This window comes from Modestobacter sp. KNN46-3, from assembly GCF_011039295.1.
Genome location: NZ_JAAKGN010000037.1, coordinates 12,326 through 33,691, shown reverse-complemented (window position 1 = coordinate 33,691; position 21,366 = coordinate 12,326). Strand labels below are relative to the sequence as shown.

Below are 21,366 nucleotides of genomic sequence, written 5' to 3'. Positions count from 1 at the left end.
CACCGCCGCCAAGGGCCTCAACCAGCTGGTGGCCGACGGGGTCCTCTACAAGAGACGAGGAGTCGGGATGTTCGTCGCCACCGGCGCACGGGAGCAGCTGCTCAAGCGGCGCCGCAGCGAGTTCGCCGAGCAGTACCTCACCCCCCTGCTGGCCGAGGCCGACAAGGTGGGCATCAGCATCGCCGAGATCGTCCAGCTGCTGCGCGAGCGGGGAGGCCGGTCGTGACCGTCGCCGCCACGCTCGAGGGCGTCACCATGCGCTTCCGGGGGCACACCGCGCTGACCGACGTCTCCACCTCGCTGCAGGCGAACTCGCTGCGGCGCCGCTTGAGCAGCTGCTCCCGTGCGCCGGTGGCGACGAACATCCCGACTCCTCGTCTCTTGTAGAGGACCCCGTCGGCCACCAGCTGGTTGAGGCCCTTGGCGGCGGTGGCGGGGTTGATGCGGTGGAAGGCGGCCAGCTCGTTGGACGAGGGCGCCTGGCTCTCCTCGGCGAGGGAGCCGTCGACGATCGCGTCCTCGAGCTGTGTCGCGACCTGTCGGAAGATCGGGCCGGCGTCCTCGTTCACCGAGGCGTACGACCCGGCCGGCTCGCTGGTTCGTTACTCATGTAGCGAACCATAGAGCCCACGAATCATGGTGCACAAGTCCCCGCAACGGGACCGTCACACGGGCCGGTTAGGTTCCTGACTCCGCCGGCTCGCCGACGTCAGGAGGACGACGCCCGTGTTGCTGTCCCCGCACGAGCAGGAACGGCTGATGCTCAGCTACGCCGCCGAGCTCGCCCGCCGCCGCCAGGCCCGTGGCCTGCGGCTCAACCTCCCCGAGGCGACCGCGATCGTCACCGACCACGTGCTCGAGGGCGCCCGGGACGGCGAGCTGGTCACCGACCTGATGCAGTCCGGCCGCACCGTGCTGACCCGGGACGACGTGATGGACGGCGTCCCCGAGCTGCTGGAGGAGGTGCAGGTGGAGGCGACCTTCCCGGACGGGACGAAGCTGGTGACCGTCCACCACCCGATCTCGTGATCCCCGGCGAGGTCGTCACCGCCGAGGGCGTCATCGAGACGCTGCCCGGCGTGCCGCGGGTCGAGCTGGCGGTGCACAACACCGGCGACCGACCGGTCCAGGTCGGCTCCCACTTCCACTTCGCCCAGGCCAACCGGGCGCTCGCGTTCGACCGGGCTGTGGCGCACGGTCACCGGCTCGACATCGCCGCCGGCACGGCCGTCCGGTTCGAGCCCGGCATCCAGCGCACCGTCACCCTCGTCCCGCTGGCCGGCGCCCGCGTCGTCCCCGGGCTCACTGCGGAAGGTGGGCTGGCCTGATGGTGCGGCTGTCCCGGGAGCGCTACGCCCAGCTCTACGGCCCGACGGTCGGCGACCGGATCCGGCTGGCCGACACCGACCTGCTCATCGAGGTCACCGAGGACCGCTGCGGTGGTCCGGGCCTGGCCGGTGAGGAGGCGGTGTTCGGCGGCGGCAAGGTGATCCGCGAGTCGATGGGGCAAGGCCGGGCCACCCGCGCCGAGGGCGCCCCCGACCTGGTGATCACCGGTGCGGTCGTGCTCGACCACTGGGGGGTCGTCAAGGCCGACGTCGGCATCAGGGACGGGCGGGTCGTCGCGCTGGGCAAGGCCGGCAACCCGGACACGATGGACGGCGTCCACCCCGACCTGGTCATCGGTCCGGGCACCGAGGTGCTGGCCGGCAACGGCAGGATCCTCACCGCCGGCGGCATCGACTGCCATGTGCACTTCATCTGCCCGCAGATCGTGCCGACGGCGATCGGCTCGGGCATCACCACGATGATCGGCGGGGGCACCGGGCCGGCCGAGGGCTCCAAGGCCACCACCATCACCCCGGGCGACTGGTACCTGGCCCGGATGCTCGAGGCGATGGACGGGATGCCGGTCAACGTCGCGCTGCTGGGCAAGGGCAACACCGTCTCGGTCGACTCGCTGGAGGAGCAGCTCCGGGCCGGCGCCAGCGGGTTCAAGCTGCACGAGGACTGGGGCTCCACGCCGGCCGCGATCGACGCCGCGCTCACCGTGGCCGGGCGCAACGGCGTCCCGGTGGCCCTGCACTCCGACACCCTGAACGAGGCCGGCTTCGTCGAGGACACCCTGGCCGCGATCGCCGGCCGGAGCATCCACGCGTACCACACGGAGGGCGCCGGGGGCGGGCACGCACCGGACATCATCACCGTCGCCGGCCACCCGAACGTGCTGCCCAGCAGCACGAACCCGACCCGGCCGCACACGGTGAACACCCTCGACGAGCACCTCGACATGCTCATGGTCTGCCACCACCTGGACAGCTCCGTGCCCGAGGACCTCGCCTTCGCCGAGAGTCGGATCCGGCCCACGACCATCGCCGCCGAGGACCTGCTGCACGACCTGGGCGCCATCTCGATGATCGGCTCCGACGCCCAGGCGATGGGCCGGGTCGGCGAGGTCGTGATGCGCACCTGGCAGACCGCGCACGTGATGAAGCGCCGCCGCGGCTCGCTGGCCGGCGACGGCGCTGCCGACAACCTGCGGGCCCGCCGGTACGTCGCCAAGTACACGATCTGCCCGGCGGTGGCGCACGGCATCGACGGCGAGGTCGGCTCGGTGGAGCCGGGGAAGCTCGCGGACCTGGTGCTCTGGGACCCGGGGACCTTCGGCGTCCGGCCGCACGTGGTGCTCAAGGGCGGGATGATCGCCTGGGGGCAGATGGGCGACGCGAACGCCTCCATCCCGACCCCGCAGCCGGTGCTGCCGCGGCCGATGTTCGGCGCGTACGGCCGGGTGCCGGCGCAGACCTCGGTGCACTTCGTCGCCCCGGCCGCGCTGGAGGCCGGGCTGGCCGACCGGCTGGCGGTCGACCGGCGGCTGGTCGCGGTCGCCGACACCACCCGGCTGGGCAAGGCGGACATGCCGGAGAACACCGCGCTGCCGGAGATCCGGGTCGACCCGGACACGTTCACCGTGTCGGTCGACGGCGAGGTCTGGGAGCCCGAGCCGGTCGCCGAGCTGCCGATGGCCCAGCGCTACTTCCTGTTCTGATGACGGCCGCGCTGCTCACGCTCGCCGACTCGCGGCTGCCCGCTGGGGGACACACCCACTCCGGCGGCGTGGAACAGGCGATCGCGGCCGGGCTGCTCGCCGACCCGGGCTCGCTGGCGGTCTTCCTGCGCCGGCGGCTGGCCACCTCGGGAGCGGTGGCTGCCGGGCTGGCGGCGGCCGCGTGCCGGGCGGTGGACGACGCCGACCCGGTGGCTGTGCTCGGGGCGCTGGACGCGGAGGCGGATGCCCGCACACCCTCCCCGGCGCTGCGGGCCGCCTCCCGGCAGCAGGGCCGGGGGTTGGTCCGGGTCGGCAGCCGGGCCTGGCCGCACCCGGCGTGGGCGGCGCTGCCGGCCCAGCCGCACCACCCGCTGGCCCTGGGCGTCGCCGCAGCGACCGGTGGGCTGACGCCGCGGGACGCCGCGCACGCCGCCGCCTACCTCTCGATCAGCGGACCGGCCACCGCCGCGCAGCGGTTGCTGGCGATGGACCCGATCACCGTGGCCGCGGTGACCGCCCGGCTGGCCCCGGAGGTCGACGAGGTCGCCGACGCGTCCGCCGAGGACCTGCCGGCGGCCACCGACCCCCTCCTCGATCTGCTCGCCGAACTGCACGCTGCACGGAACGACCGCTTCTTCGCCTCATGATCGTCACTGGGAGTGCACATGCCGCCTGACCATCGGATCGACGACTACGTGGACCCGTACCCCCCGGAGCACCGGAACGGCGGCCCCCTGCGGGTGGGCCTCGGCGGGCCGGTCGGCTCGGGCAAGACCGCCCTGGCCGCCGCGCTGTGCCGCACGCTGGGCGCCGAGTACGACCTCGCCGTCGTCACCAACGACATCTACACGACCGAGGACGCCGACTTCCTGCGCCGCAACGCCGTGCTGCCCGACGACCGGATCGAGGCGGTGCAGACCGGCTGCTGCCCGCACACCGCGATCCGCGACGACATCACCGCCAACCTCGACGCCGTGGAGCTGCTGGAGTCCCGGCACCCCGGGCTGGAGCTGGTGTTCGTCGAGTCCGGCGGGGACAACCTGACCGCCTCGTTCAGCTACGGGCTGGTCGACGTCCAGGTGTTCGTGGTCGACGTCGCCGGCGGGGACAAGGTGCCGCGCAAGGGCGGGCCCGGGGTGACCGCCTCGGACCTGCTGGTGGTCAACAAGACCGACCTCGCACCGCTGGTCGGTGCCGACCTCGGCGTGATGCGCCGCGACTCCGACGCCGTCCGCGGCGACAGGCCCACGCTGCTGATCTCGCTGCGGGAGGACCCCGCGGCGACCGAGGTCGCCGAGTGGGTCCGGGAGCAGGTGCGCGCGAGGGCGTTGCAGACGGCGCCGTGAGGACGCGGGTGGAGGTGGTCGCCCGGTGCGACGCGCGGGGGCGCACGACCCTGCCGATCGTGCGCGCCAGCGGGCAGCTGGCGGTGCGGCGCACCGGCGCTGCCTCCGTGCACCTGGTCGCCACGGCGTTCGGCCCGCTCGGCGGGGACGACGTGGAGATCCGGCTCGTCGTGGAGGCAGGCGCCCGGCTCAGCGTGCACTCGGTCGCCGCGGCCGTCGTGCTGCCCGCCCGGGGGGAGTCCCCGCCGTCGTGGCAGCTGGTGCGCGCCGAGGTCGCCGGCGTGCTGCAGCTGGCGCCGGAGCCGACCGTCGTCACCGCGCGCGCCGACCACCGGGCCGAGCTGCACGCGCAGCTGGCCGACGGCGGCGAGCTGACCGCCACCGAGCAGGTGCTGCTCGGCCGGGTGGGCGAGGAGCCCGGTCGCTGGACCGGCACGACCCGGGTCGAGCGGGACGGCCGTCCGCTGGTGCACACCACGGTCGGCCTCGGCCCCGGGGCACCCGCCTGGCTGCCGCCGGTCGCCCCCCGGGCCTACGTCTCCACGGTGTCGACCGGCGGCGGCCAGAGGGAGGTGGCGACCGGGGTCGACGCCGTGCGGCTGCCGCTGCCCGGCGGTTGGGTGGGGACGGCGTGGGGCGACGAGCTGCACGATGCGGTGACCCGGTTGGCGTCGGTGTCGCCGCGACCGGTCGACGAGCTGGCGGAGGTGACGCGGTGAGCGGGTCGTTCGTCGTTCGGTCCCGGCGGGTGGTGCTGCCCGACGGGGAGCGGCCGGCCGCGGTGCACGTGCAGGACGGGGTCGTCGTCGCCGTCACCGGGTTCGACGAGGTCGACGGCCAGGTGGTCACCCTCGCCGAGGACGAGGTGCTGCTCCCCGGACTGGTCGACAGCCACGTGCACGTCAACGAGCCCGGGCGCACCGAGTGGGAGGGCTTCGCCTCGGCGACCCGGGCGGCGGCGGCCGGTGGGATCACCACGATCGTCGACATGCCGCTGAACTCGGTCCCGCCCACGGTCGACGTCGAGGCGTTGCACGTGAAACGCGCGGCGGCCGAGGGGCAGGTCAGCGTGGACGTCGCCTTCTGGGGCGGCGCCGTGCCCGGCAACACCGGCCAGCTCCCACGGCTGCTCGCCGCCGGTGCGGTGGGCGTCAAGTGTTTCCTGCTCGACTCCGGGGTCCCGGAGTTCCCGCCGCTGGACGACGCCGGCCTCCGGGCCGCGCTCACCGAGCTGGCCGCCGTCGACGGGCTGCTCATCGCGCACTGCGAGGACGACGACGTGATCACCGCGGCCCCGCAGTCGGGCGGGCGCAGCTACGCCGACTTCCTCGCCTCCCGGCCGGGTGCTGCGGAGGAGACCGCGATCGGCCGGCTCATCGCCGCCGCCCGGGACACCGGCGCCCGGGTGCACGTCGTCCACCTGGCCGACGCCGCCGCGCTGCCGATGCTGCGGGCCGCCCGGGCCGAAGGGGTGCGGATCACCGTCGAGACCTGCCCGCACTACCTGACGTTCAGCGCCGAGGAGGTGCCCGACGGCGACACGTCCTTCAAGTGCTGCCCGCCCATCCGGGAGGCCGAGCACCGGGAGGCGCTGTGGCGCGCGCTGGCCGCCGGCGACATCGACCTGGTGGTCAGCGACCACTCGCCGTGCACGCCGGAGCTCAAGCGGCTGGACGTCGGCGACTTCGCGCTCGCCTGGGGTGGCATCGCCGGGCTGCAGGTGACCCTGCCGGTGGTGTGGAGCGGGGCCCGGGCGCGCGGGCTCACGCTCGCCGACGTCGTCCGGTGGATGTCGGCCGCGCCGGCGCGGTTGACCGGGCTCACCGGCAAGGGCGCGATCGCGGTCGGCAAGGACGCCGACCTGGTGGCGTTCGCGCCCGACGAGCGGTGGCGGGTGGCGCAGCTGCACCACCGCAACCCGGTCACGCCGTATGCGGGGCGGGAGCTCACGGGGGTGGTCCGCCGGACCTGGCTGCGCGGGCATCTGCTGGCCGACGATGCGGCTCCCCTCGGCCGGTTGCTCGAGCGATCGGAGGGGTGACAGGCCTGCGCCGTGCCACAGTGACCCGCGTCCGTCCCGATCCGTCTGGAGCCCGATGACCGAGCCCGCGTTCTTCGCCCTCCCCGACCTGGCCCGTCGTGACCTCGGCGGCGCCGTCGTCGCTGCGAACGACGAGTTCTTCGCCGCCCGGGAGAACCTGGTGCTGCCGCACCCGGCCGTGCCGCGCATCGAGTTCGGGCACAAGGGGAAGGAGTACGACGGCTGGGAGACGCGGCGCCGGCGCAGCCCCGGGCACGACTGGGCGATCGTGCGACTCGGGACGCCGGGCATCGTGGCCGGCGTCGTCGTCGACACCGCGTTCTTCACCGGCAACTACCCGCCGCAGGCCTCGCTGGACGGCGCTGCCGTCGAGGGGCACCCGTCGGTGGAGGAGCTGGCGCGGGCCGACTGGCAGCCGCTGCTGCCGCTCGTCGACCTGGCCGGCGACACCGCCAACGCCTTCCCGGTGGAGTCCGACCGCCGGTACACGCACGTGCGGCTGTCCATCCACCCCGACGGCGGGGTCGCCCGGCTGCGGGTGCACGGCACCGTCGTCCCGGACCCGCGGCTGGTCGACGCCGGGCCGTTCGACCTGGCCGCCCTGGAGAACGGCGGACGGGTCACCGGCGTGAGCAACGCCCACTACGGCAGCCCGCACCAGCTGATCGGCCGCGGGCTCACCCGGTCGATGGGCGAGGGCTGGGAGAACGCCCGCCGCCGCGGCGGGGGCAACGACTGGGTCGACATCGACCTGGCCTGCGAGGGCGTGGTCACCCTCGCCGAGCTGGACACCTCCTACTTCCAGGGCAACGCCCCGGGCACCGCCTCGCTCACCGGCCGCACCCCCGACGGCGCGGAGGTAGTCCTGCTGCCGCGCACCCGGCTGCAGCCGGACACCCGGCACCGGTTCGTCCTCGACGGGGAGACCGGGGTGAGCAGTGTCCGGCTCGACGTGTTCCCGGACGGCGGGATGGCCCGGCTGCGGCTGTGGGGGCGCCCGACCGCCGCCGGTCGCACCGCACTGGGCCGCCGCTGGTTCGACGCGCTGCCGGACGTCCCGGCGCTGGAGGTGCTGGGCTCGCTCTGCGTCGACCCGAGCGAAGCGGGCCGGCTCGTCGGCCACCGGCCGCTGTCCGGCGAGCTGCCGCCGGCCGTCCGCACCCTCCTCGACGGCCGGGCCGGCTGACGGAGCCGGTCAGGTGCCGGTGATGTGCTCCGGCCGCACCGGCACCCGGGTCAGCGGGAGACCGGTCGCGGCGCGGATGGCGGCGAGCACCGCCGGGCCGGAGGAGATGTTGGGCGCCTCGCCGACCCCGCGCAGGCCGTAGGGGGCGTGCGGGTCGGCGTACTCGAGGACCTCGATGCGCATCGGCGGCATGTCCAGGATGGTCGGGATCAGGTAGTCGGTGAACGACGGGTTCCGCACCTTGCCGTCCTTGATCAGGATCTCCTCCATCGCCGCCAGCCCGAGGCCCTGCGCGGTGCCGCCCTGGATCTGGCCGACCACTGCCTGCGGGTTGATCGCCTTGCCGACGTCCTGGGTGCAGGCCATCTCGACCACCTTGACCAGCCCGAGCTCGGTGTCGACGTCCACCACGGCCCGGTGCGCGGAGAAGGCGTACTGCACGTGCGCGAAGCCCTGGCCGGTCTCCGGGTCGATCGCCGCGGTGGGGCGGTGCCGCCACTCGAGGGTCTCCTCCAGCACGTCGTCGCCCAGCAGGTCGGCCAGCGGGACGGTGATGTCCTCGCTGTCGGACACCACGGCACCACCGGCCAGCCGGAGGTCGGGAACGGTCCGTCCCACCAGTCGTTCGGCCCGGGCGACCACCTGCTCGCGCACCTTCGCGCAGGCGGCCTTGACCGCCCCGCCGGTGACGTAGGTCTGCCGGGATGCCGAGGTCGAGCCGGCCGAGCCGACACTGGTGTCCTTCGGGTGCACGACGACGCGCTCGACCCCGAGCTCGGTGCGGGCGATCTGCTGCTCGACGGTGACCAGCCCCTGGCCGACCTCCGCCGCCGCGGTGTGCACGGTCGCGGTCGGTTCGCCGCCCACCACCTCCAGGCGCACCCGGGCGGTGGAGTGGTCGTCGTAGCCCTCGGAGAAGGCGACGTTCTTGTACGCCACGGCGTAGCCGACCCCGCGCCGGACGCCCTCCCCGTGGGTGGTGTTGGAGACCCCGCCGGGCATGTCGCGCAGGTCGACCTCGCCGTCGCCGGACGCGGCCGGCAGCGGCATGGCCTCCAGCCGGCGCAGCAGCTCCGCGACCGGGGCCGGCTGTCGATCACCTGGCCGGTGGGTGTCGCCGACCCCTCCTCCATCGCGTTGCGGCAGCGCAGCTCCACCGGGTCCATGCCCAGCTCGGCGGCGAGGGCGTCCATCTGCGACTCGTAGGCGAAGGCGGTCTGCACCGACCCTAACCCGCGCATCGCCCCGCACGGCGGGTTGTTCGTGTAGGCGCCGTAGCAGTCGACGTGCACGTTGGGGACGACGTAGGGCCCGATCCCCATCGTCCCGCCGTTGCCCACCACGGCCGGGGTGCTGGAGGCGTAGGCGCCCCCGTCGAAGTAGATCGCCGCCTTGACGTAGACCAGCTCGCCGTCCCGGGTGGCGCCGTGCTCGTAGCGCATGGTCGCCGGGTGGCGGTGCACGTGGCCGAAGAAGGACTCCTCTCGGTTGTAGGACATCTTCACCGGGCGCCCGGTGCGCAGGGCCAGCAGGCAGGCGTGCACGTGCATCGACAGGTCCTCGCGGCCGCCGAAGGCGCCGCCCACGCCGGCCAGCGTCAGCCGCACCTGCTCGGGCGGCAGGGCGAGGGCGGAGCAGATCTGCTTCTGGTCCACGTGCAGCCACTGGGTGGCGACGTGCAGCTCCACGCCGCCGTCCTCGGCCGGCACGGCGAGGCCGGCCTCCGGGCCGAGGAACGCCTGGTCCTGCATCCCCACCTCGTACTCGCCCACCACGACGACGTCCGCGGTCGGCGCCGGGTCACCGGTGCGGACCTTGAGGTGCCGCACCAGGTTCCCCTCCGGGTGCAGGTGGGCGCTCTCCCGGCTCAGCTCGGTGACCTCGGCGGTGGAGTCGTGCACCTGGTTCCAGGTCGGGTGCCCCAGCGCGGTGCGCGCGTCGGTGACCGGCTCCAGCACGTCGTAGTCGACGTGGATGCGGGCGGCGGCCAGCCGGGCGGTCTCCGGGTGGTCGGCGGCGACCAGCGCCACCGGTTCGCCCTGGTAGCGGACGACGTCGAGGGCCAGCACCGGCTGGTCGGCCAGCTCGAGCCCGTAGACCTTCTCGCCCGGCACGTCGTCGGAGGTGAGCACGGCGGAGACGCCGGGGGTGGCCAGCGCCGCGCTGGTGTCGATCGAGCGGATCCGGGCGTAGGGGTGCGGGCTGCGCAGGGTGACCCCCCAGAGCATGTCCTCCATCCAGAGGTCGCTGCCGTAGGCGAACTCGCCACGGACCTTCAGGACGCCGTCGGGCCGCTGGGCGTCGTCGCCGACCCCGCCGCTGCCGGGCCCGGTCAGGTGCTCCGGTGCCCCGGTCGGCGTGCGGGTCGGCGTGCTCATCGGTCTCCCCCTGCCGTGGGCTCGGCCATCCGGTCCGCGGCGAGCCGGACGGCATCCAGGATCTTCTCGTAGCCGGTGCACCGGCAGAGGTTGCCGGCCAGCGCCTCGCGGGTCTCGGCGTCACTGGGCCGCCCGTGCCGGGTGATCAGGTCGTGCGTGGCCACCAGCAGCCCGGGTGTGCAGAAGCCGCACTGGACGGCGCCGGCGTCCAGGAAGGCCTGCTGCACCGGGTGCAGCGCCTCGGGGTCGGCCAGGCCCTCGACGGTGCCGACCTGTCGGCCCTCGGCCTGGCCGGCGGCGACCAGGCAGGCGCAGACCGGCAGGCCGTCGAGGTAGACGGTGCAGGAGCCGCACTCGCCCTGTTCGCAGGCGTTCTTCGACCCGGGCAGGCCCATCCGTTCCCGGAGGACGTACAGCAGGCTCTCGCCCTCCCAGACGTCGTCCACGTGCTGCTCGGTGCCGTTCACGGTGCAGGTCAGACGCACGTCAGGCCTCCTGGGTCGCGGAGCGGTGGTCGGCCCAGGCCCAGGTGAGGGCGCGGCGGGCCATCACGGACAGCGCGTGGACTCGGTAGCGGGCGCTGCCGCGGACGTCGTCGATCGGGGCGGCAGCGGCGGCGACCAGCTCCCCGAAGCGGGCGATCGTCGCCTCCGGCAGCTCGGCACGGGACTCCCACAGGCCGCTGCTGTCGAGCTCGCCGGCCAGGAACTCCTCGGCGGCCGGAGCGCGGCGCGGCGTCGGCGCGGCCGAGCCGATGCCGGTGCCGACCGCGCGGCGGTCCGGGTGCAGGGCGAGCCCGAACGCAGCGACGGAGATGACCATCGCGTTGCGGGTGCCGATCTTGCTGTACTGCTGCGGGCCGCTCGGCGGGACGACGTGGACGGCGGTGATGAGCTCGTCGCCGTCCATCGCGTTGCGCTTGACCCCGGTGTAGAAGTCGTCGATCGGGATCCGGCGGGTGCCCCGCACGGAGGCCACCTCGACCTCGGCACCCGCGGCCAGCAGCGCGGGGTGGGCGTCCCCGGCCGGTGACGCGGTGGCGAGGTTGCCGGCGACCGTGCCCCGGTTGCGGATCTGCGGGGAGCCGATGGTGCGGGAGGCCATGGCCAGGCCCGGCAGCCGGTCGCCGAGCTCGCTGATCACCCGCGCGTAGCTGACCCCCGCCCCCAGCCGGACCGCGCCGTCCGTGACCGCCCAGTCGCGCAGGTCGGCGACCCGGGTGAGGTCGAGGAGCAGCGCCGGGCGGAGGTGGCCGAAGTTGAGGCCCACCATGACGTCGGTGCCCCCGGCGATCGGCACGGCGTCGGGATGGGCGGCCTTCGCCTCCAGCGCCTCTGCCCAGGTGACCGGTTGCAGGAAGTCCATGGGGCTCCTCGTCGGTGGGGGACGGCCACGGTAGCCCCGCCGTGTCACGGGTGGATGACGGCCGGGTGCCCGGGCGGGTCAGGACGGGGTGAGGACGACGAGATCCTGCGTCGCCCGGGTCGTCGCCACGTCGGGGCGCGGCTCTTACACGTGTACACGCGCCGGACACGTCCAGGCGGCAGGATGCGCGGGGTGGAGACCGCTGACCTGCTCGTGCACGACGCCGAGCTGATCGCCACCGTCGACGACGCCCGCCGCGAGCTGCCCGGAGGGTGGGTCGCGATCACCGACGGTGTGGTCAGCGGCCTCGGCGGCCCGGGCGACCCGCAGCCGGCCGCCGTCCGGCGGGTCGATGCCCGCGGCTGCCTGGTCACGCCCGGGCTGGTGAACACCCACCACCACCTGTACCAGAACCTGACCCGCGCCTACGCCCCTGCGCTGAGCGGTGGGCTGTTCGACTGGCTGGTCACGCTGTACCCGCTGTGGGCCCGGCTCGACGAGGAGGCGGCGTACGTCAGCGCGTACGTCGGGCTGGCCGAGCTGGCGCTGTCCGGCTGCACCACGTCGACCGACCACCTCTACGTGCACCCGCGCGGTGCCGGTGACCTGATCTCCGCGGAGGTGGCCGCGGCCCGGGAGCTCGGCGTCCGGTTCTCGCCCACCCGCGGCTCGATGTCGCTGTCCGTCAAGGACGGCGGCTTGCCGCCGGACTCGGTGGTGCAGGACGACGACGAGATCCTGGCCGACTCGCAGCGGCTGGTGCAGGCCCACCACGACCCGTCGCCCACCGCGATGACCCGGATCGCGCTGGCGCCCTGCTCCCCGTTCAGCGTCACCGCCGACCTGATGCGCCGGACGGCGGAGCTGGCCGAGTCCCTCGACGTCCGGCTGCACACCCACCTCGCCGAGACCCGGGACGAGGACGCCTTCTGCCTGGCGACCTTCGGCCGGCGCCCGGTCGACCACCTGGCCGACGTCGGCTGGATGACCGACCGGACGTGGCTGGCGCCCGTGGTCTGGCCTGATCCGGCCGAGGTGACCCGGCTGGGCGCGGCGCGGGTCGGGGCGGCGCACTGCCCGTCGTCGAACATGATCCTGGGCAGCGGCCTGGCCCCGGTCGCCGAGCTGCGGGCGGCCGGCGCGCCGGTCGGGCTGGGGGTCGACGGCTCGGCGTCGGCGGACTCCGCGTCGCTCTGGCTGGAGGCGCGCACCGCGATGCTGCAGGGCAAGCTCCGGCACGGCGCCGCGGCGATGTCGGCCCGGGACGCCCTGGAGATCGCCACCCGCGGGGGCGCCGCGTGCCTGGGCCGGGCCGGCGAGATCGGCGAGCTGTCGGTCGGCGCCTGCGGTGACCTGGCCGTCTGGTCACTGGAGGGCGTGCGGTTCGCCGGCGCGCTGTCGGACCCGGTGGAGGCCTGGCTGCGCTGCGGCCCGGTGTCCGCGCGGCACACCGTCGTGGCGGGCCGGTTCGTCGTCTCCGACGGCGCCGTCACCCATCCGGGGCTGGACGAGCAGCTCGCCGTCCACCGGCGGGTGTCGCAGCGGGTCCAGGCCCCGCTGGACTGACGCTCAGCTGGAGAGCTCGCCCCGGACCACCGAGACGCCGGAGTGCGTCGGGTCGCCGTCGAGCGGCTCGACCGAGACGTCGACCAGCGGGTAGGCGGCCAGGTCCAGGTCGGCCGGCAGCGGCAGCACCGTGGCGCCCCGCTGGACGACGCCGACCGGCACCATCCGCTGCGCGTCGGTCTGCAGCAGCCACACCTCGTAGTAGCCGTCGTCCAGCTCCGGCAGGTCGAGGTCGACCCGCAGTTCGCGGACCCCACGGCTCTCCCGGACCTCGGCGCTGCCCGACGCATTCTGCTCCGGCAGTGGGTCGAGCCCGGCCTGGGCGACCACGGCGCCGCCAGCACCGTTCTGGGTGACCGCGACCGCACCGGCACCGATGAAGCCGCCCACGAGCACGGCGGCGGCCAGCGGCAGCCACCGCGCCGCCGAGCGGCGGGGGGACCGTGACCCGATGGGCACCACGGTGGCCGACCCGGCATCGGATCCGGCGAGTTCGTGCCCGGCCGATTCGGTCGGACCCGGCGCGGGCGCGTCGACGCCGCGCGCGACCGCTTCCTCTCGGGGAGAGACGTTGACCGCGGTGGCGGCGGCGATCGCTGCCCAGACCTGCGGAGGTGGGGCGATCGCCTGGCCAGGTGCGGCCAGCTCGGGGACGGCGAGGACGTCGACGCTCCGCCGGAGCGAGGCGACCTCCCGCTGGCACTCGGCACAGTCGGCCAGGTGCGCAGCGTCCTCGGCAGACAGCTGTTCGTCGAAGGCGGCCAATGCCAGCTCGTCAGGATCGCAGTGCTGCACCGTCCACCTCCAACCGGTCTCGCAGGCGCTCCAGGGTGCGCCTGATGTGGCTCTTCACGGTGCCCAACGGGATGCCGGTGCGTGCCGCGATCTGTGCATGGGTCAGGTCCTCGAAGAAGGCCAGCTCGATGATGCTTCGTTGCGGCTGGCCGATGCGGTTCAACTCGCCCAGCAAGAGGACCCGGTCGGCCACCTCGGTGGCCAGCTCGCTGCCCGGACCGGTGGTCGGCGCCGAGCGGGCCTCGTTCGTGGCCGCCTCGGTCGAGCGACGTTGCCGCTCCCGCTTGGCCCAGGTGTCGGCCATCTTGTGCCGGCACACGCCCACCAGCCAGGCCGGGAGCGGCCCCTGCTCGGGGCGGTAGCGGCCGCGCCCGGTCCAGGCCGAGATGAAGGTCTGCTGGGTGACGTCCTCGGCGTCGGGGCCCGGACCGAAGGCCCGCACCGCCATGCCGTGCACCTGTGCCGCCCATCGTTCGTAGGCCCAGGCGAGGGCCTGTTCGTCGCCGTCGGCGAAGCGCCGGGCCACCTCGGCGTCGTCCGGCTCGGCGCCCAGCTGCGCCGAGCCCTCGGTGATGGGCACGTCAGCGACCGTACCCAGGTGCGGCAGCCGGACGGCCAGCAGGCTCATGGGAGCGGTTCGGCAACGACGACCACGTTGTCGCGATAGCTGCGGAGCTCGGGGATGAACGGGCCGCCACAGGTGATCAGCACCAGCCGCGGGGGTCCCTCCCGGTCGAAGATCGAGTCCAGCGGCAGGACCTGCTTGGTGATCAGCTCCCGGGAGACCACCTGCCACCGGGTCTCCGCACCGGTCGCGCCGGTGACGACGACGACGTCGCCGACCTCGGTGGTGCGCAGCGGGGCCAGGGCGCCCAGCCCCTGCTCCCGGTCGTCGACGTGCCCCGCGAGCACCGCGGAGCCCTCGTCCCCGGGCACGGGCCCGAACCGGTACCAGCCGACCCGGTCCACGTCCTCCGGCAGCTCCATCTGGCCGTCGGGGGAGACACCGACCGCGTCGAGCGGGGCGGTCACTCCCTGGGCCGGCAGGCTCAGCCGGACCGGCGCCGGGACCGGCGACGCCACGGTGGGCGCCGCGTCCCTGGTGGTCACCGGGGGGAGGCCGGGTGCAGGCGCCGCCGGCGGCACCGTCCCGGTGGGGGACGGTGCCGCCGACGGTGATGGCGCGTCGATCGCCTGCTCCACCGTGGTGCCCGCCGTCGCGTCAGGCCGGGTCAACGCCCAGGTGACCGGTGTCCCGATCGCCAGGGCGAGGCCCAGGACCAGCACGACGACGGAGCTGCGCACGGTGGGTGCCTCTGTTCTCGGTCGGTCAGACCCGGCTGGTGGCGTACTTGCGGCCGGCGAACGCCGCACCGGCCAGGCCGGCCAGGGTCAGGCCGACCAGCGGCGCCGGCATGCCCTCGTCAGCGGCGAGACCGGCCGAGCCACCGGGGACACCGGTCGGTGCGGAGGCCCCGGCCTGGACCGTCTGGGTGGCGAGCTCGTAGTCGGCGTCACCGGAACCCCAGGCGTAGACGATCGTGGTCGCGCCCTCGGTCAGGGACAGGTCGGCCGGGCCGATCGCCACCGTGTCGGTGCCGGCGAGCACGACGTCGGCGCTCACGGTGCCGGCGGGCACGGTCAGCGACTCCTCGTTCGGGTTGGTGAGCCCGTCGATGACGACCTCTCCACCCGCACGCACGTCGACGGCCGGTGCCGCGGCCACGTGGCGCACGGTCAGCCGGCCCTCGCCCGCGGCGACCTCGGAGGTGTCGTTCACGAAGGGGGTGAGAGCGGGCTCGCCGGCCTCGGTGAGGTGGGCGGCCACCGTGGCGTCGGCGCCGGCCGGCAGCTCCACGCCCATCGCCGACAGCAGCGGCTCGCCGGAGCCGTCCGCGGCATCGGCCGGGAACAGCGCCAGGTCGTACGCGCCGGCGGGGAGCGACAGCGGGTCCGTGAGGGTGCCCGGCTGGAAGTCGTCGATCAGCCGCTCGCCGTTGGCGTACACGTCGACCGGGAGCTCCGGGACGGCGTGCAGGACCGAGAGGGTCGCGTTGGTGTGCGAGTCGGCCAGCGCGGGCGTGGCCCCGAAGAGCAGGGCGAACGCGCCAGCGGCGCCGGCGGTCAAGGCGATCGGGCGGGTCTTGTTCACGGTGACGTTCCTTCCGTTGGACTGGACTGTCACCCCGTTCTTCCGGCCCGCCCCCGCGCCTGGATGCAGCCGGCCGCGATCAGTGCGCCAGGGCGGTGGCCAGCAGGTCCAGCTGCTCGATGGTGGAGTCCAGGTGCGGGGAGACGCGGAGCACCGGGCCGGCGAGCTCCCGGGGTGCCCGTTCCCGGCCGGCCGCCGTCGTCAGCACGCCGTGCCCGGTGCGCAGTCGGGTGACCACCTCCCGGACGTCGACGCCGTCCGGGGGGCGCAGCGTGGTGATCGCCGTCGGCTCGTCCAGCGGCTCCGCGACCTGCCACCCGCCGCGGCCGTCGAGCCGTTCGCGGGTGGCGCGGCCCAGCGCCGCGAGCCGCTCGCGCACCCGGTGCGGGCCGGCGGCCAGGTGCTCGCCGACGGCCACGACCAGGCCGATCCGGCCGGCCACGTGCGCCTCGTGCGACTCGTACCAGCGGGCGTGGTCGACGCCGGTGCGGTCCTCGTCGTACAGCTCCGGGCCCACGAGCGGGGAGAGCCGCGCGCCGACCGCCGGGCGCAGGACGAGGAAGCCGACGCCGCGCGGCCCGGCGAGCCACTTGCGCGAGGTGCCGTAGGCCGCGTCGGCGCCCAGGTCGCAGTCGACGTGACCGAGGGCCTGCGCGACGTCCAGCACCAGGGGGACGCCCGCCGCCCGGCACAGCGCGGCGACCTCCCGCCCGGGCTGGACGACGCCGCGGTGGCTGGCCACCAGGGTGACGTGCACGAACGCCGGCGGGTCGTCACGCAGCACCCGCTCGACGCCGGCCAGGTCGGCCCGGCCCACCGCGTCACCGGGCAGCACCACCGGCGTCAGCCCGGCGTCGGAGAAGGCGGCGACGTTCTGCCAGTACTCCCCGGGCAGCACGCCGACCCGGGCGCCCGGTGCCAGCCGCCAGCGGGAGACCAGCGTGCGCACCGACGCCGACGCGCTCTCGGTGAAGGCCACGTCGGCGGCGGCCATCCCGACCAGCCCGGCCAGCACCGAGCGCCCCTGCTGCAGCAGCCCCTCCGCCGCCTGCTCGGCGACGTAGCCGCCCAGCTCCGACTCGTGCCGGGCGTGCCGGGCGACGGCGTCGAGCACCGCGGTGCTCTGCCGGCTGCAGGCGGCGTGGTCCAGGTGCACGGTGGCCGGTCGCAGGCGGGCGGCGCGCCAGGCGTCGCCGAGGTCGTCGTGCGGGAGGCTGCTCACCGTCGGGAGGATAGGACGGGGTTCACGCGAGCACGGAGAGGGAGACGGCGACGTCGCCGTCTGTCCACCAGTGGGTCATCCGCAGGCCCGCGGCGGCCAGCTCCTGCTCGACCCGGGCCCGGCGGAACTTGGTCGACACCTCGGTGCGCACCTCCTCCCCAGCGGAGAAGGGCACCGTCAACCCGATCGCGGCCAGGTCCACGACCTGGTCCCGGGTGGACCGCAGCCGCATCTCGACCCGCTCGTGCTCGGGGTCCCACACCGCGACGTGCTCGAACGCGGACGGGTCGGCGTCGCCGGACAGCTCCCGGTTCAGCACCGCGAGCACGTTCCGGTTGAACGCCGCGGTCACCCCGGCGGCGTCGTCGTAGGCGCGGACCAGTCGATCGGGGTCCTTCACCAGGTCGGTGCCGAGCAGGAAGGAGTCCCCCGGTCGCAGGGTCGCCGCGAGGGAGGAGAGGAAGGCCGCCCGCGGCCCGGGCTCCAGGTTGCCGATCGTGGAGCCCAGGAAGGCGACCAGCCGGCGGCCCTCCTGCGGCAGGTCGCCCAGGTGCACGGTGAAGTCGGCGACCACCGCGTCGACCGCCGTCCCCGGGTAGGCCGCGGTGATCTGGGCACCGGCGGCCCGCAGCACCGAGGGGTCGACGTCGACCGGCACGAAGCGGCGCAGGGTGCCGGCCTCGGCCAGCGCGGTGAGCAGCAGCCGGGTCTTCTCCGAGGTGCCGCTGCCGAGCTCGACCAGCGTGTCGGCGCCGGTGGCCGCGGCGACGTCCGCGGCGCGCTCGGCCAGCAGGGCACGTTCCGCGCGGGTCGGGTAGTACTCCGGCAGCCGGGTGATCTCGTCGAACAGCTCGCTGCCGCGCTCGTCGTAGAACCAGCGGGGCGGCAGCGTCTTCGGGCTCGCCGTCAGGCCGGCGCGCACGTCGGCGGCGAGCGCAGCGCCGGCGTCGACCGGGCCGAGGTGGTCGGTGAGCGTGAACGTCATGCGGGCTCCGATGCATCGAGGGACGTCTGGGTCAGGCCGTCGGGAGTGACCTCGACGAGCGTCCGGTCGGGGACGTCGGCCCAGCGCGGGTCGTCGTCCCACGGCTCGCTGGCCAGCGCCGTCCCCTCGTCGGTGGTCAGCACCGACAGGGTGTCGCCCCAGGTGGTGGCCAGCAGGCGGGTGCCGTCGGCGGCGAGCAGGTTGAGCCGGGCGGCCGGGTCGGCGGCCCCCACCTCGCGGACGGTCTCGCCGAGCGCCGCCATGCCGCGGGAGAAGACCAGCGCGGCCAGCAGTGCGCTGTCCACCACCGACTCGGCGTCCCGGGCCGGGGGCAGCACCGCCCGGTCGACCCGGCCGTTGTGCGAGAGCAGCCAGCGGCCGTCGGTGAACGGGGCGGCCGCCGCCTCCTCGATCGGCATCCCCACGGTCGCCGAGCGCACCGCCGCCAGCACGCAGCGGGCCGAGACGGCGGGCGCGACCGAGGCGAAGGACGCCGACCCCCACAACGGCTGCGCCGACCGCCAGCGGGCCGGTTCCGGACGGCCGTCGGCCCAGAAGCCCACGCCCCAGCCGTCGGCGTTCACCGTCCCGTACCGCTGCCGGCGGGGGGCGTAGGACTGCACCAGCAGGGACGACGGCGGGTCGAGCACCAGCGCGGCCAGCGTGCGCGGCTGCCCGAGCCAGGCCAGGTGCCGGCACATCAGGCGTCTCCCGTCATGCGTCGAAGGCGAGTCGGATGCCACTGAAGACCTGCCGGCGCACCGGGTGGTCCCAGTTGCGGAAGCTCGGCCGCGTCACCGAGGCGCCCACCGCCCAGGAGCTCCCGCGCAGCACCTTGTGGTCGCCGCCGAAGAAGGGCGCGGAGTAGTCGGCGTAGAGCATCGGGGTGAAGCCGGGCCACGGGCGGAAGTCCGAGGAGGTCCACTCCCACACGTCGCCCATCAACTGCTCCACGCCGCAGGCCGAGGCGCCGGCGGGGTAGGCGCCCACCGGGGCGGGGCGCAGCGCCGAGCCGCCGAGGTTGGCCAGCTCCGGGGTCGGGTCGGCCGAGCCCCACGGGAACCGCCGCCGGCCGCCGGTGGCCGGGTCCCAGACGGCCGCCTTCTCCCACTCCTCCTCGGTCGGCAGCCGGCCACCGGCCCAGGCGGCGTACGCCTCGGCCTCGAAGAAGGTCACGTGCTGGACCGGTTCGTCCGCCGGCAGCTCCTCGACCAGGCCGAACCGGGTCCGGGTGCCCTCGGGCCCCCAGAACTCAGGTGCGGTGAGGCCGGCGTCGCAGCGGTGCTGCCAGCCGCGCGCGGACCACCAGCGCGGGTCGGTGTAGCCGCCGTCGGCGACGAAGGCGGTGTACTCGGCGTTGGTGACCGGCACCCGCCCGATCCGGAACGCCGGGACGTCGACGACGTGCGCCGGCCGCTCGTTGTCCAGGGAGAACGGCTCCTCGGTGCCGTCGACCCCGAGGCGGAAGGGCCCGCCGGGGACCAGCACGGTGGTGCCGGCCAACCCGGGCCGGCCGGCCGGGAGCGGGGAGCCGGCGCCCAGCAGTGGGGGGCCGGCGCGCAGCTGCAGGGTCTGCAGCATCGTCTCGTCGTGCTGCTGCTCGTGGCTGACCACCATTGCGACGTCGAAGGGGTCGTCGTCCGGGCCGGACCGGTCGAGCCGGTCCAGCACCCGGCCGCGCACCTCGGCGCAGAACGCCCGGGCCTCCACCGGTGGCAGCAGCGGGAGCCGGACCCGTGCGGCCCGGGGGTGGGTGAAGGCGTCGTACAGCAACTCCACGTCCGGCGGCAGCACCCCGGTGCACCGGGCGTCGCCGCCGCGCAGCAGCCACAGGTCCTCCTGCTGGCCGACGTGGGCCAGGTCCCAGACCAGCGGGCTCATCAGCGGCGAGTGCTGCCGCAGCAGCACGGGCTCGTCGTGCTCGGTGAGCAGCAGGGTGCGCTCCCGGGCGCGGGTCAGCTCCTGGGCGAGCGTCTCTCTCAGGTCGGTCACGTCTCCTCCTCGGCGTCGTGGGTCGCGGCCAGCAGGGCGGCTGCCGGGCCGTGGGTCCGGGCGGTGTGCAGCAGTGCGTCGCCGGGGCTGGCCCGGCGCTCGACCAGCTCGGCCAGGGCGGTGACCTGTGTCCGCAGGCCCGCCGGGGCCCGGCGCACGGCGACCTCGAGGCAGGCGGCCGCGGCCGCGTGCAGCTCGGGGTCGGCGAGTCCGAGCCGGGTGGCCGGCTCCCAGCGGCCGGCGACCGGCTCGGTCGCGGCGGCGGCGGTGTCGGCGGCCACCGGGTCGTCGAGCAGGGTGCCGGCCACCGCCGACAGCGCCGGCCACCACGGCTCGGGCGCGGCGTCGACATACCGCAGCTCCAGGTAGCCGCGCAGCCGGACCGGCGGGAACAGCGTGGTCAGGTGGTACTCCAGGTCGGCCACGGTCGGCCGCCGGTCGGTCGGCCCGGCCCCGCGGACCCAGTCGGCGAACGACGTCCGGCCGCGCACCGGGACGGCGTCGTCCGTCGGCCCGCGCACCAGCATCACCGGCGCCGCCAGGGCGAACGCGGCCCACTCGTCGGCCGGGTCGGGCCCACCGGGCAGGGGTCCACAACGAGCGGGGTCCAGCTCGGCCCAGATCCGCTGCCGGCCCGAGCGCCAGCCGGTCTCGCTGCCGGCCAGCAGCGGGGAGCAGGCGGAGACCGCCACCAGCACCGGACCGAGCGCCTGGGCCAGCCGGACCCGCGCGGCCCAGCCGGACCGGGGCCCGGCCTCCACGTTGACCTGCAGCGCCGCGGTGCTGGTCATCATCGTGACGCCGGCCGCCCGGTGGCCCAGCGCCTGGAAGTGCTCCTCCATCGCCACGTAGCGGGAGCCCGGGCTCACCCGCTGCGGGGGGCGGCACGGGTCCGCGCCCAGCGGCGCCAGCCCCAGGCCGGCCGCGGCCAGCCGGCCCCGGGCGGCCGCGAGGTCCGATCGCAGGCCGGTGACCGCGGTCGTGACGTCGGGGGCCGGTGGGCCGGACAGCTCGACCTGGCCGCCGGGCTCGAGGGTGACCCGGCTGCCGCCGTCCAGCGGGGGCAGCGTCGCGACGGCGGCGGTGACCCGGTGCCAGGGCACCCGGGTGCCGGGGGAGGCCAGGTCGACCAGGTGGGCCTCGAGCTCCAGCCCGACCGGCCCGGTCGCCGCTGGGTGCAACGCATGGGAAGCGACGTGCTCCCGGGCGGCGTCGAGGCCGCGCAGGACGTCGTCGGCGGGAAGGTCGGTCAGTGCTGTGGACGTGGTCATGCCGCCCCCTCCAGGTCC

Annotated in this window: 22 protein-coding genes and 2 pseudogenes; 10 read left to right on the top strand and 14 right to left on the bottom strand. The window is 75.2% G+C overall.

Features of this window, described 5'->3' with window-relative positions:
* Window positions 1-226, top strand: a pseudogene (locus tag G5C62_RS10670) (GntR family transcriptional regulator); the annotation flags it as partial.
* On the opposite strand, the gene G5C62_RS10665 reads toward G5C62_RS10670, so the two are convergent.
* Entirely contained in the window at window positions 174-569 is a 396-nt protein-coding gene (locus tag G5C62_RS10665) for a GntR family transcriptional regulator (protein WP_164700949.1), read from the bottom strand. The pseudogene G5C62_RS10670 and the gene G5C62_RS10665 overlap by 53 nt on opposite strands.
* 157 nt (window positions 570-726) lie before the next feature.
* Between G5C62_RS10665 and G5C62_RS10660 the strand changes: the two genes are divergently transcribed.
* From G5C62_RS10660 to alc, 8 genes are read left to right on the top strand one after another with little or no spacing between them, the layout of a single operon-like run.
* Window positions 727-1,029, top strand: a complete 303-nt coding sequence (locus G5C62_RS10660; RefSeq protein ID WP_036339584.1) for an urease subunit gamma — start codon at window positions 727-729, stop codon at window positions 1,027-1,029.
* Window positions 1,029-1,328 carry an urease subunit beta gene (locus tag G5C62_RS10655; protein ID WP_346774118.1) on the top strand — a complete coding sequence of 100 codons (300 nt, stop codon included), beginning with the start codon at window positions 1,029-1,031 and terminating at the stop codon, window positions 1,326-1,328. The genes G5C62_RS10660 and G5C62_RS10655 overlap by 1 nt, the downstream gene beginning before the upstream one ends.
* Window positions 1,328-3,049, top strand: coding sequence for an urease subunit alpha (locus G5C62_RS10650; RefSeq protein ID WP_164700948.1), 1,722 nt, complete (start codon window positions 1,328-1,330; stop codon window positions 3,047-3,049). The genes G5C62_RS10655 and G5C62_RS10650 overlap by 1 nt, the downstream gene beginning before the upstream one ends.
* Window positions 3,049-3,696, top strand: a complete 648-nt coding sequence (locus tag G5C62_RS10645; RefSeq protein WP_206330575.1) for an urease accessory protein UreF — start codon at window positions 3,049-3,051, stop codon at window positions 3,694-3,696. The genes G5C62_RS10650 and G5C62_RS10645 overlap by 1 nt, the downstream gene beginning before the upstream one ends.
* Window positions 3,697-3,714: 18 nt before the next feature.
* Window positions 3,715-4,395 (top strand): urease accessory protein UreG, encoded by a 681-nt coding sequence (gene ureG, locus G5C62_RS10640; protein ID WP_164700947.1) that lies wholly within the window; start codon window positions 3,715-3,717, stop codon window positions 4,393-4,395.
* Between the two features lie 59 nt (window positions 4,396-4,454).
* Entirely contained in the window at window positions 4,455-5,114 is a 660-nt protein-coding gene (locus G5C62_RS10635; RefSeq protein WP_231558488.1) for an urease accessory protein UreD, read from the top strand.
* Entirely contained in the window at window positions 5,111-6,436 is a 1,326-nt protein-coding gene (gene allB / locus G5C62_RS10630) for an allantoinase AllB (RefSeq protein ID WP_164700946.1), read from the top strand. The genes G5C62_RS10635 and allB overlap by 4 nt, the downstream gene beginning before the upstream one ends.
* 55 nt (window positions 6,437-6,491) lie before the next feature.
* Window positions 6,492-7,622 carry an allantoicase gene (alc, locus tag G5C62_RS10625; RefSeq protein WP_164700945.1) on the top strand — a complete coding sequence of 377 codons (1,131 nt, stop codon included), beginning with the start codon at window positions 6,492-6,494 and terminating at the stop codon, window positions 7,620-7,622.
* Between the two features lie 9 nt (window positions 7,623-7,631).
* Here the strand turns inward: alc and G5C62_RS28675 are convergent, their stop codons facing one another.
* From G5C62_RS28675 to G5C62_RS10610, 4 genes and pseudogenes are all read right to left on the bottom strand, one after another.
* The gene (locus G5C62_RS28675; protein ID WP_277424771.1) at window positions 7,632-8,672 is read right to left on the bottom strand and encodes a xanthine dehydrogenase family protein molybdopterin-binding subunit; all 1,041 of its coding nucleotides are present in this window, start codon (window positions 8,670-8,672) and stop codon (window positions 7,632-7,634) included.
* 143 nt (window positions 8,673-8,815) lie between these two features.
* Window positions 8,816-9,850, bottom strand: a pseudogene (locus G5C62_RS28670) (molybdopterin cofactor-binding domain-containing protein); the annotation flags it as partial.
* 146 nt (window positions 9,851-9,996) lie between these two features.
* A complete protein-coding gene (locus G5C62_RS10615) occupies window positions 9,997-10,485 on the bottom strand; it encodes a (2Fe-2S)-binding protein (RefSeq protein ID WP_036339601.1) in 489 nt (162 codons plus the stop codon).
* A gap of 1 nt (window position 10,486) precedes the next feature.
* The gene (locus tag G5C62_RS10610) at window positions 10,487-11,365 is read right to left on the bottom strand and encodes a xanthine dehydrogenase family protein subunit M (RefSeq protein ID WP_036339604.1); all 879 of its coding nucleotides are present in this window, start codon (window positions 11,363-11,365) and stop codon (window positions 10,487-10,489) included.
* Window positions 11,366-11,557: 192 nt separating this feature from the next.
* Between G5C62_RS10610 and G5C62_RS10605 the strand changes: the two genes are divergently transcribed.
* Window positions 11,558-12,931 (top strand): 8-oxoguanine deaminase, encoded by a 1,374-nt coding sequence (locus tag G5C62_RS10605; RefSeq protein ID WP_206330574.1) that lies wholly within the window; start codon window positions 11,558-11,560, stop codon window positions 12,929-12,931.
* 3 nt (window positions 12,932-12,934) lie between these two features.
* Here the strand turns inward: G5C62_RS10605 and G5C62_RS10600 are convergent, their stop codons facing one another.
* From G5C62_RS10600 to egtA, 9 genes are all read right to left on the bottom strand, one after another.
* A complete protein-coding gene (locus G5C62_RS10600) occupies window positions 12,935-13,696 on the bottom strand; it encodes an anti-sigma factor (RefSeq protein WP_241175822.1) in 762 nt (253 codons plus the stop codon).
* Window positions 13,697-13,706: 10 nt separating this feature from the next.
* Complete coding sequence (locus G5C62_RS10595) at window positions 13,707-14,306, bottom strand: sigma-70 family RNA polymerase sigma factor (protein ID WP_231558489.1); 600 nt, start codon at window positions 14,304-14,306, stop codon at window positions 13,707-13,709.
* 44 nt (window positions 14,307-14,350) lie between these two features.
* A complete protein-coding gene (locus G5C62_RS10590; RefSeq protein WP_036339613.1) occupies window positions 14,351-15,031 on the bottom strand; it encodes a class F sortase in 681 nt (226 codons plus the stop codon).
* 25 nt (window positions 15,032-15,056) lie between these two features.
* Window positions 15,057-15,878, bottom strand: a complete 822-nt coding sequence (locus tag G5C62_RS10585; protein ID WP_164700943.1) for a DUF4397 domain-containing protein — start codon at window positions 15,876-15,878, stop codon at window positions 15,057-15,059.
* Between the two features lie 79 nt (window positions 15,879-15,957).
* Window positions 15,958-17,100 carry an ergothioneine biosynthesis PLP-dependent enzyme EgtE gene (gene egtE, locus G5C62_RS10580; protein WP_164700942.1) on the bottom strand — a complete coding sequence of 381 codons (1,143 nt, stop codon included), beginning with the start codon at window positions 17,098-17,100 and terminating at the stop codon, window positions 15,958-15,960.
* 22 nt (window positions 17,101-17,122) lie between these two features.
* Window positions 17,123-18,085 (bottom strand): L-histidine N(alpha)-methyltransferase, encoded by a 963-nt coding sequence (gene egtD / locus G5C62_RS10575; RefSeq protein WP_164700941.1) that lies wholly within the window; start codon window positions 18,083-18,085, stop codon window positions 17,123-17,125.
* Window positions 18,082-18,786, bottom strand: coding sequence for an ergothioneine biosynthesis protein EgtC (gene egtC, locus G5C62_RS10570; protein WP_164700940.1), 705 nt, complete (start codon window positions 18,784-18,786; stop codon window positions 18,082-18,084). Before egtC ends, egtD begins: the two co-directional genes overlap by 4 nt.
* 13 nt (window positions 18,787-18,799) lie before the next feature.
* Window positions 18,800-20,077, bottom strand: coding sequence for an ergothioneine biosynthesis protein EgtB (gene egtB, locus G5C62_RS10565; protein WP_164700939.1), 1,278 nt, complete (start codon window positions 20,075-20,077; stop codon window positions 18,800-18,802).
* Entirely contained in the window at window positions 20,074-21,348 is a 1,275-nt protein-coding gene (egtA, locus tag G5C62_RS10560) for an ergothioneine biosynthesis glutamate--cysteine ligase EgtA (RefSeq protein ID WP_164700938.1), read from the bottom strand. Before egtA ends, egtB begins: the two co-directional genes overlap by 4 nt.
* Window positions 21,349-21,366 lie beyond the last annotated feature (18 nt).

What these genes read in the sequence shown, in the direction of transcription:
- egtD (WP_164700941.1), bottom strand. Translation starts at nt 18,085, where the DNA reads ATGACGTTCACGCTCACCGACCACCTCGGCCCGGTCGACGCCGGCGCT.
- egtC (WP_164700940.1), bottom strand. Translation starts at nt 18,786, where the DNA reads ATGTGCCGGCACCTGGCCTGGCTCGGGCAGCCGCGCACGCTGGCCGCG.
- ureG (WP_164700947.1), top strand. Translation starts at nt 3,715, where the DNA reads ATGCCGCCTGACCATCGGATCGACGACTACGTGGACCCGTACCCCCCG.
- G5C62_RS28675 (WP_277424771.1), bottom strand. Translation starts at nt 8,672, where the DNA reads ATGCCGCTGCCGGCCGCGTCCGGCGACGGCGAGGTCGACCTGCGCGAC.
- G5C62_RS10610 (WP_036339604.1), bottom strand. Translation starts at nt 11,365, where the DNA reads ATGGACTTCCTGCAACCGGTCACCTGGGCAGAGGCGCTGGAGGCGAAG.
- G5C62_RS10645 (WP_206330575.1), top strand. Translation starts at nt 3,049, where the DNA reads ATGACGGCCGCGCTGCTCACGCTCGCCGACTCGCGGCTGCCCGCTGGG.
- egtA (WP_164700938.1), bottom strand. Translation starts at nt 21,348, where the DNA reads ATGACCACGTCCACAGCACTGACCGACCTTCCCGCCGACGACGTCCTG.
- alc (WP_164700945.1), top strand. Translation starts at nt 6,492, where the DNA reads ATGACCGAGCCCGCGTTCTTCGCCCTCCCCGACCTGGCCCGTCGTGAC.
- G5C62_RS10650 (WP_164700948.1), top strand. Translation starts at nt 1,328, where the DNA reads ATGGTGCGGCTGTCCCGGGAGCGCTACGCCCAGCTCTACGGCCCGACG.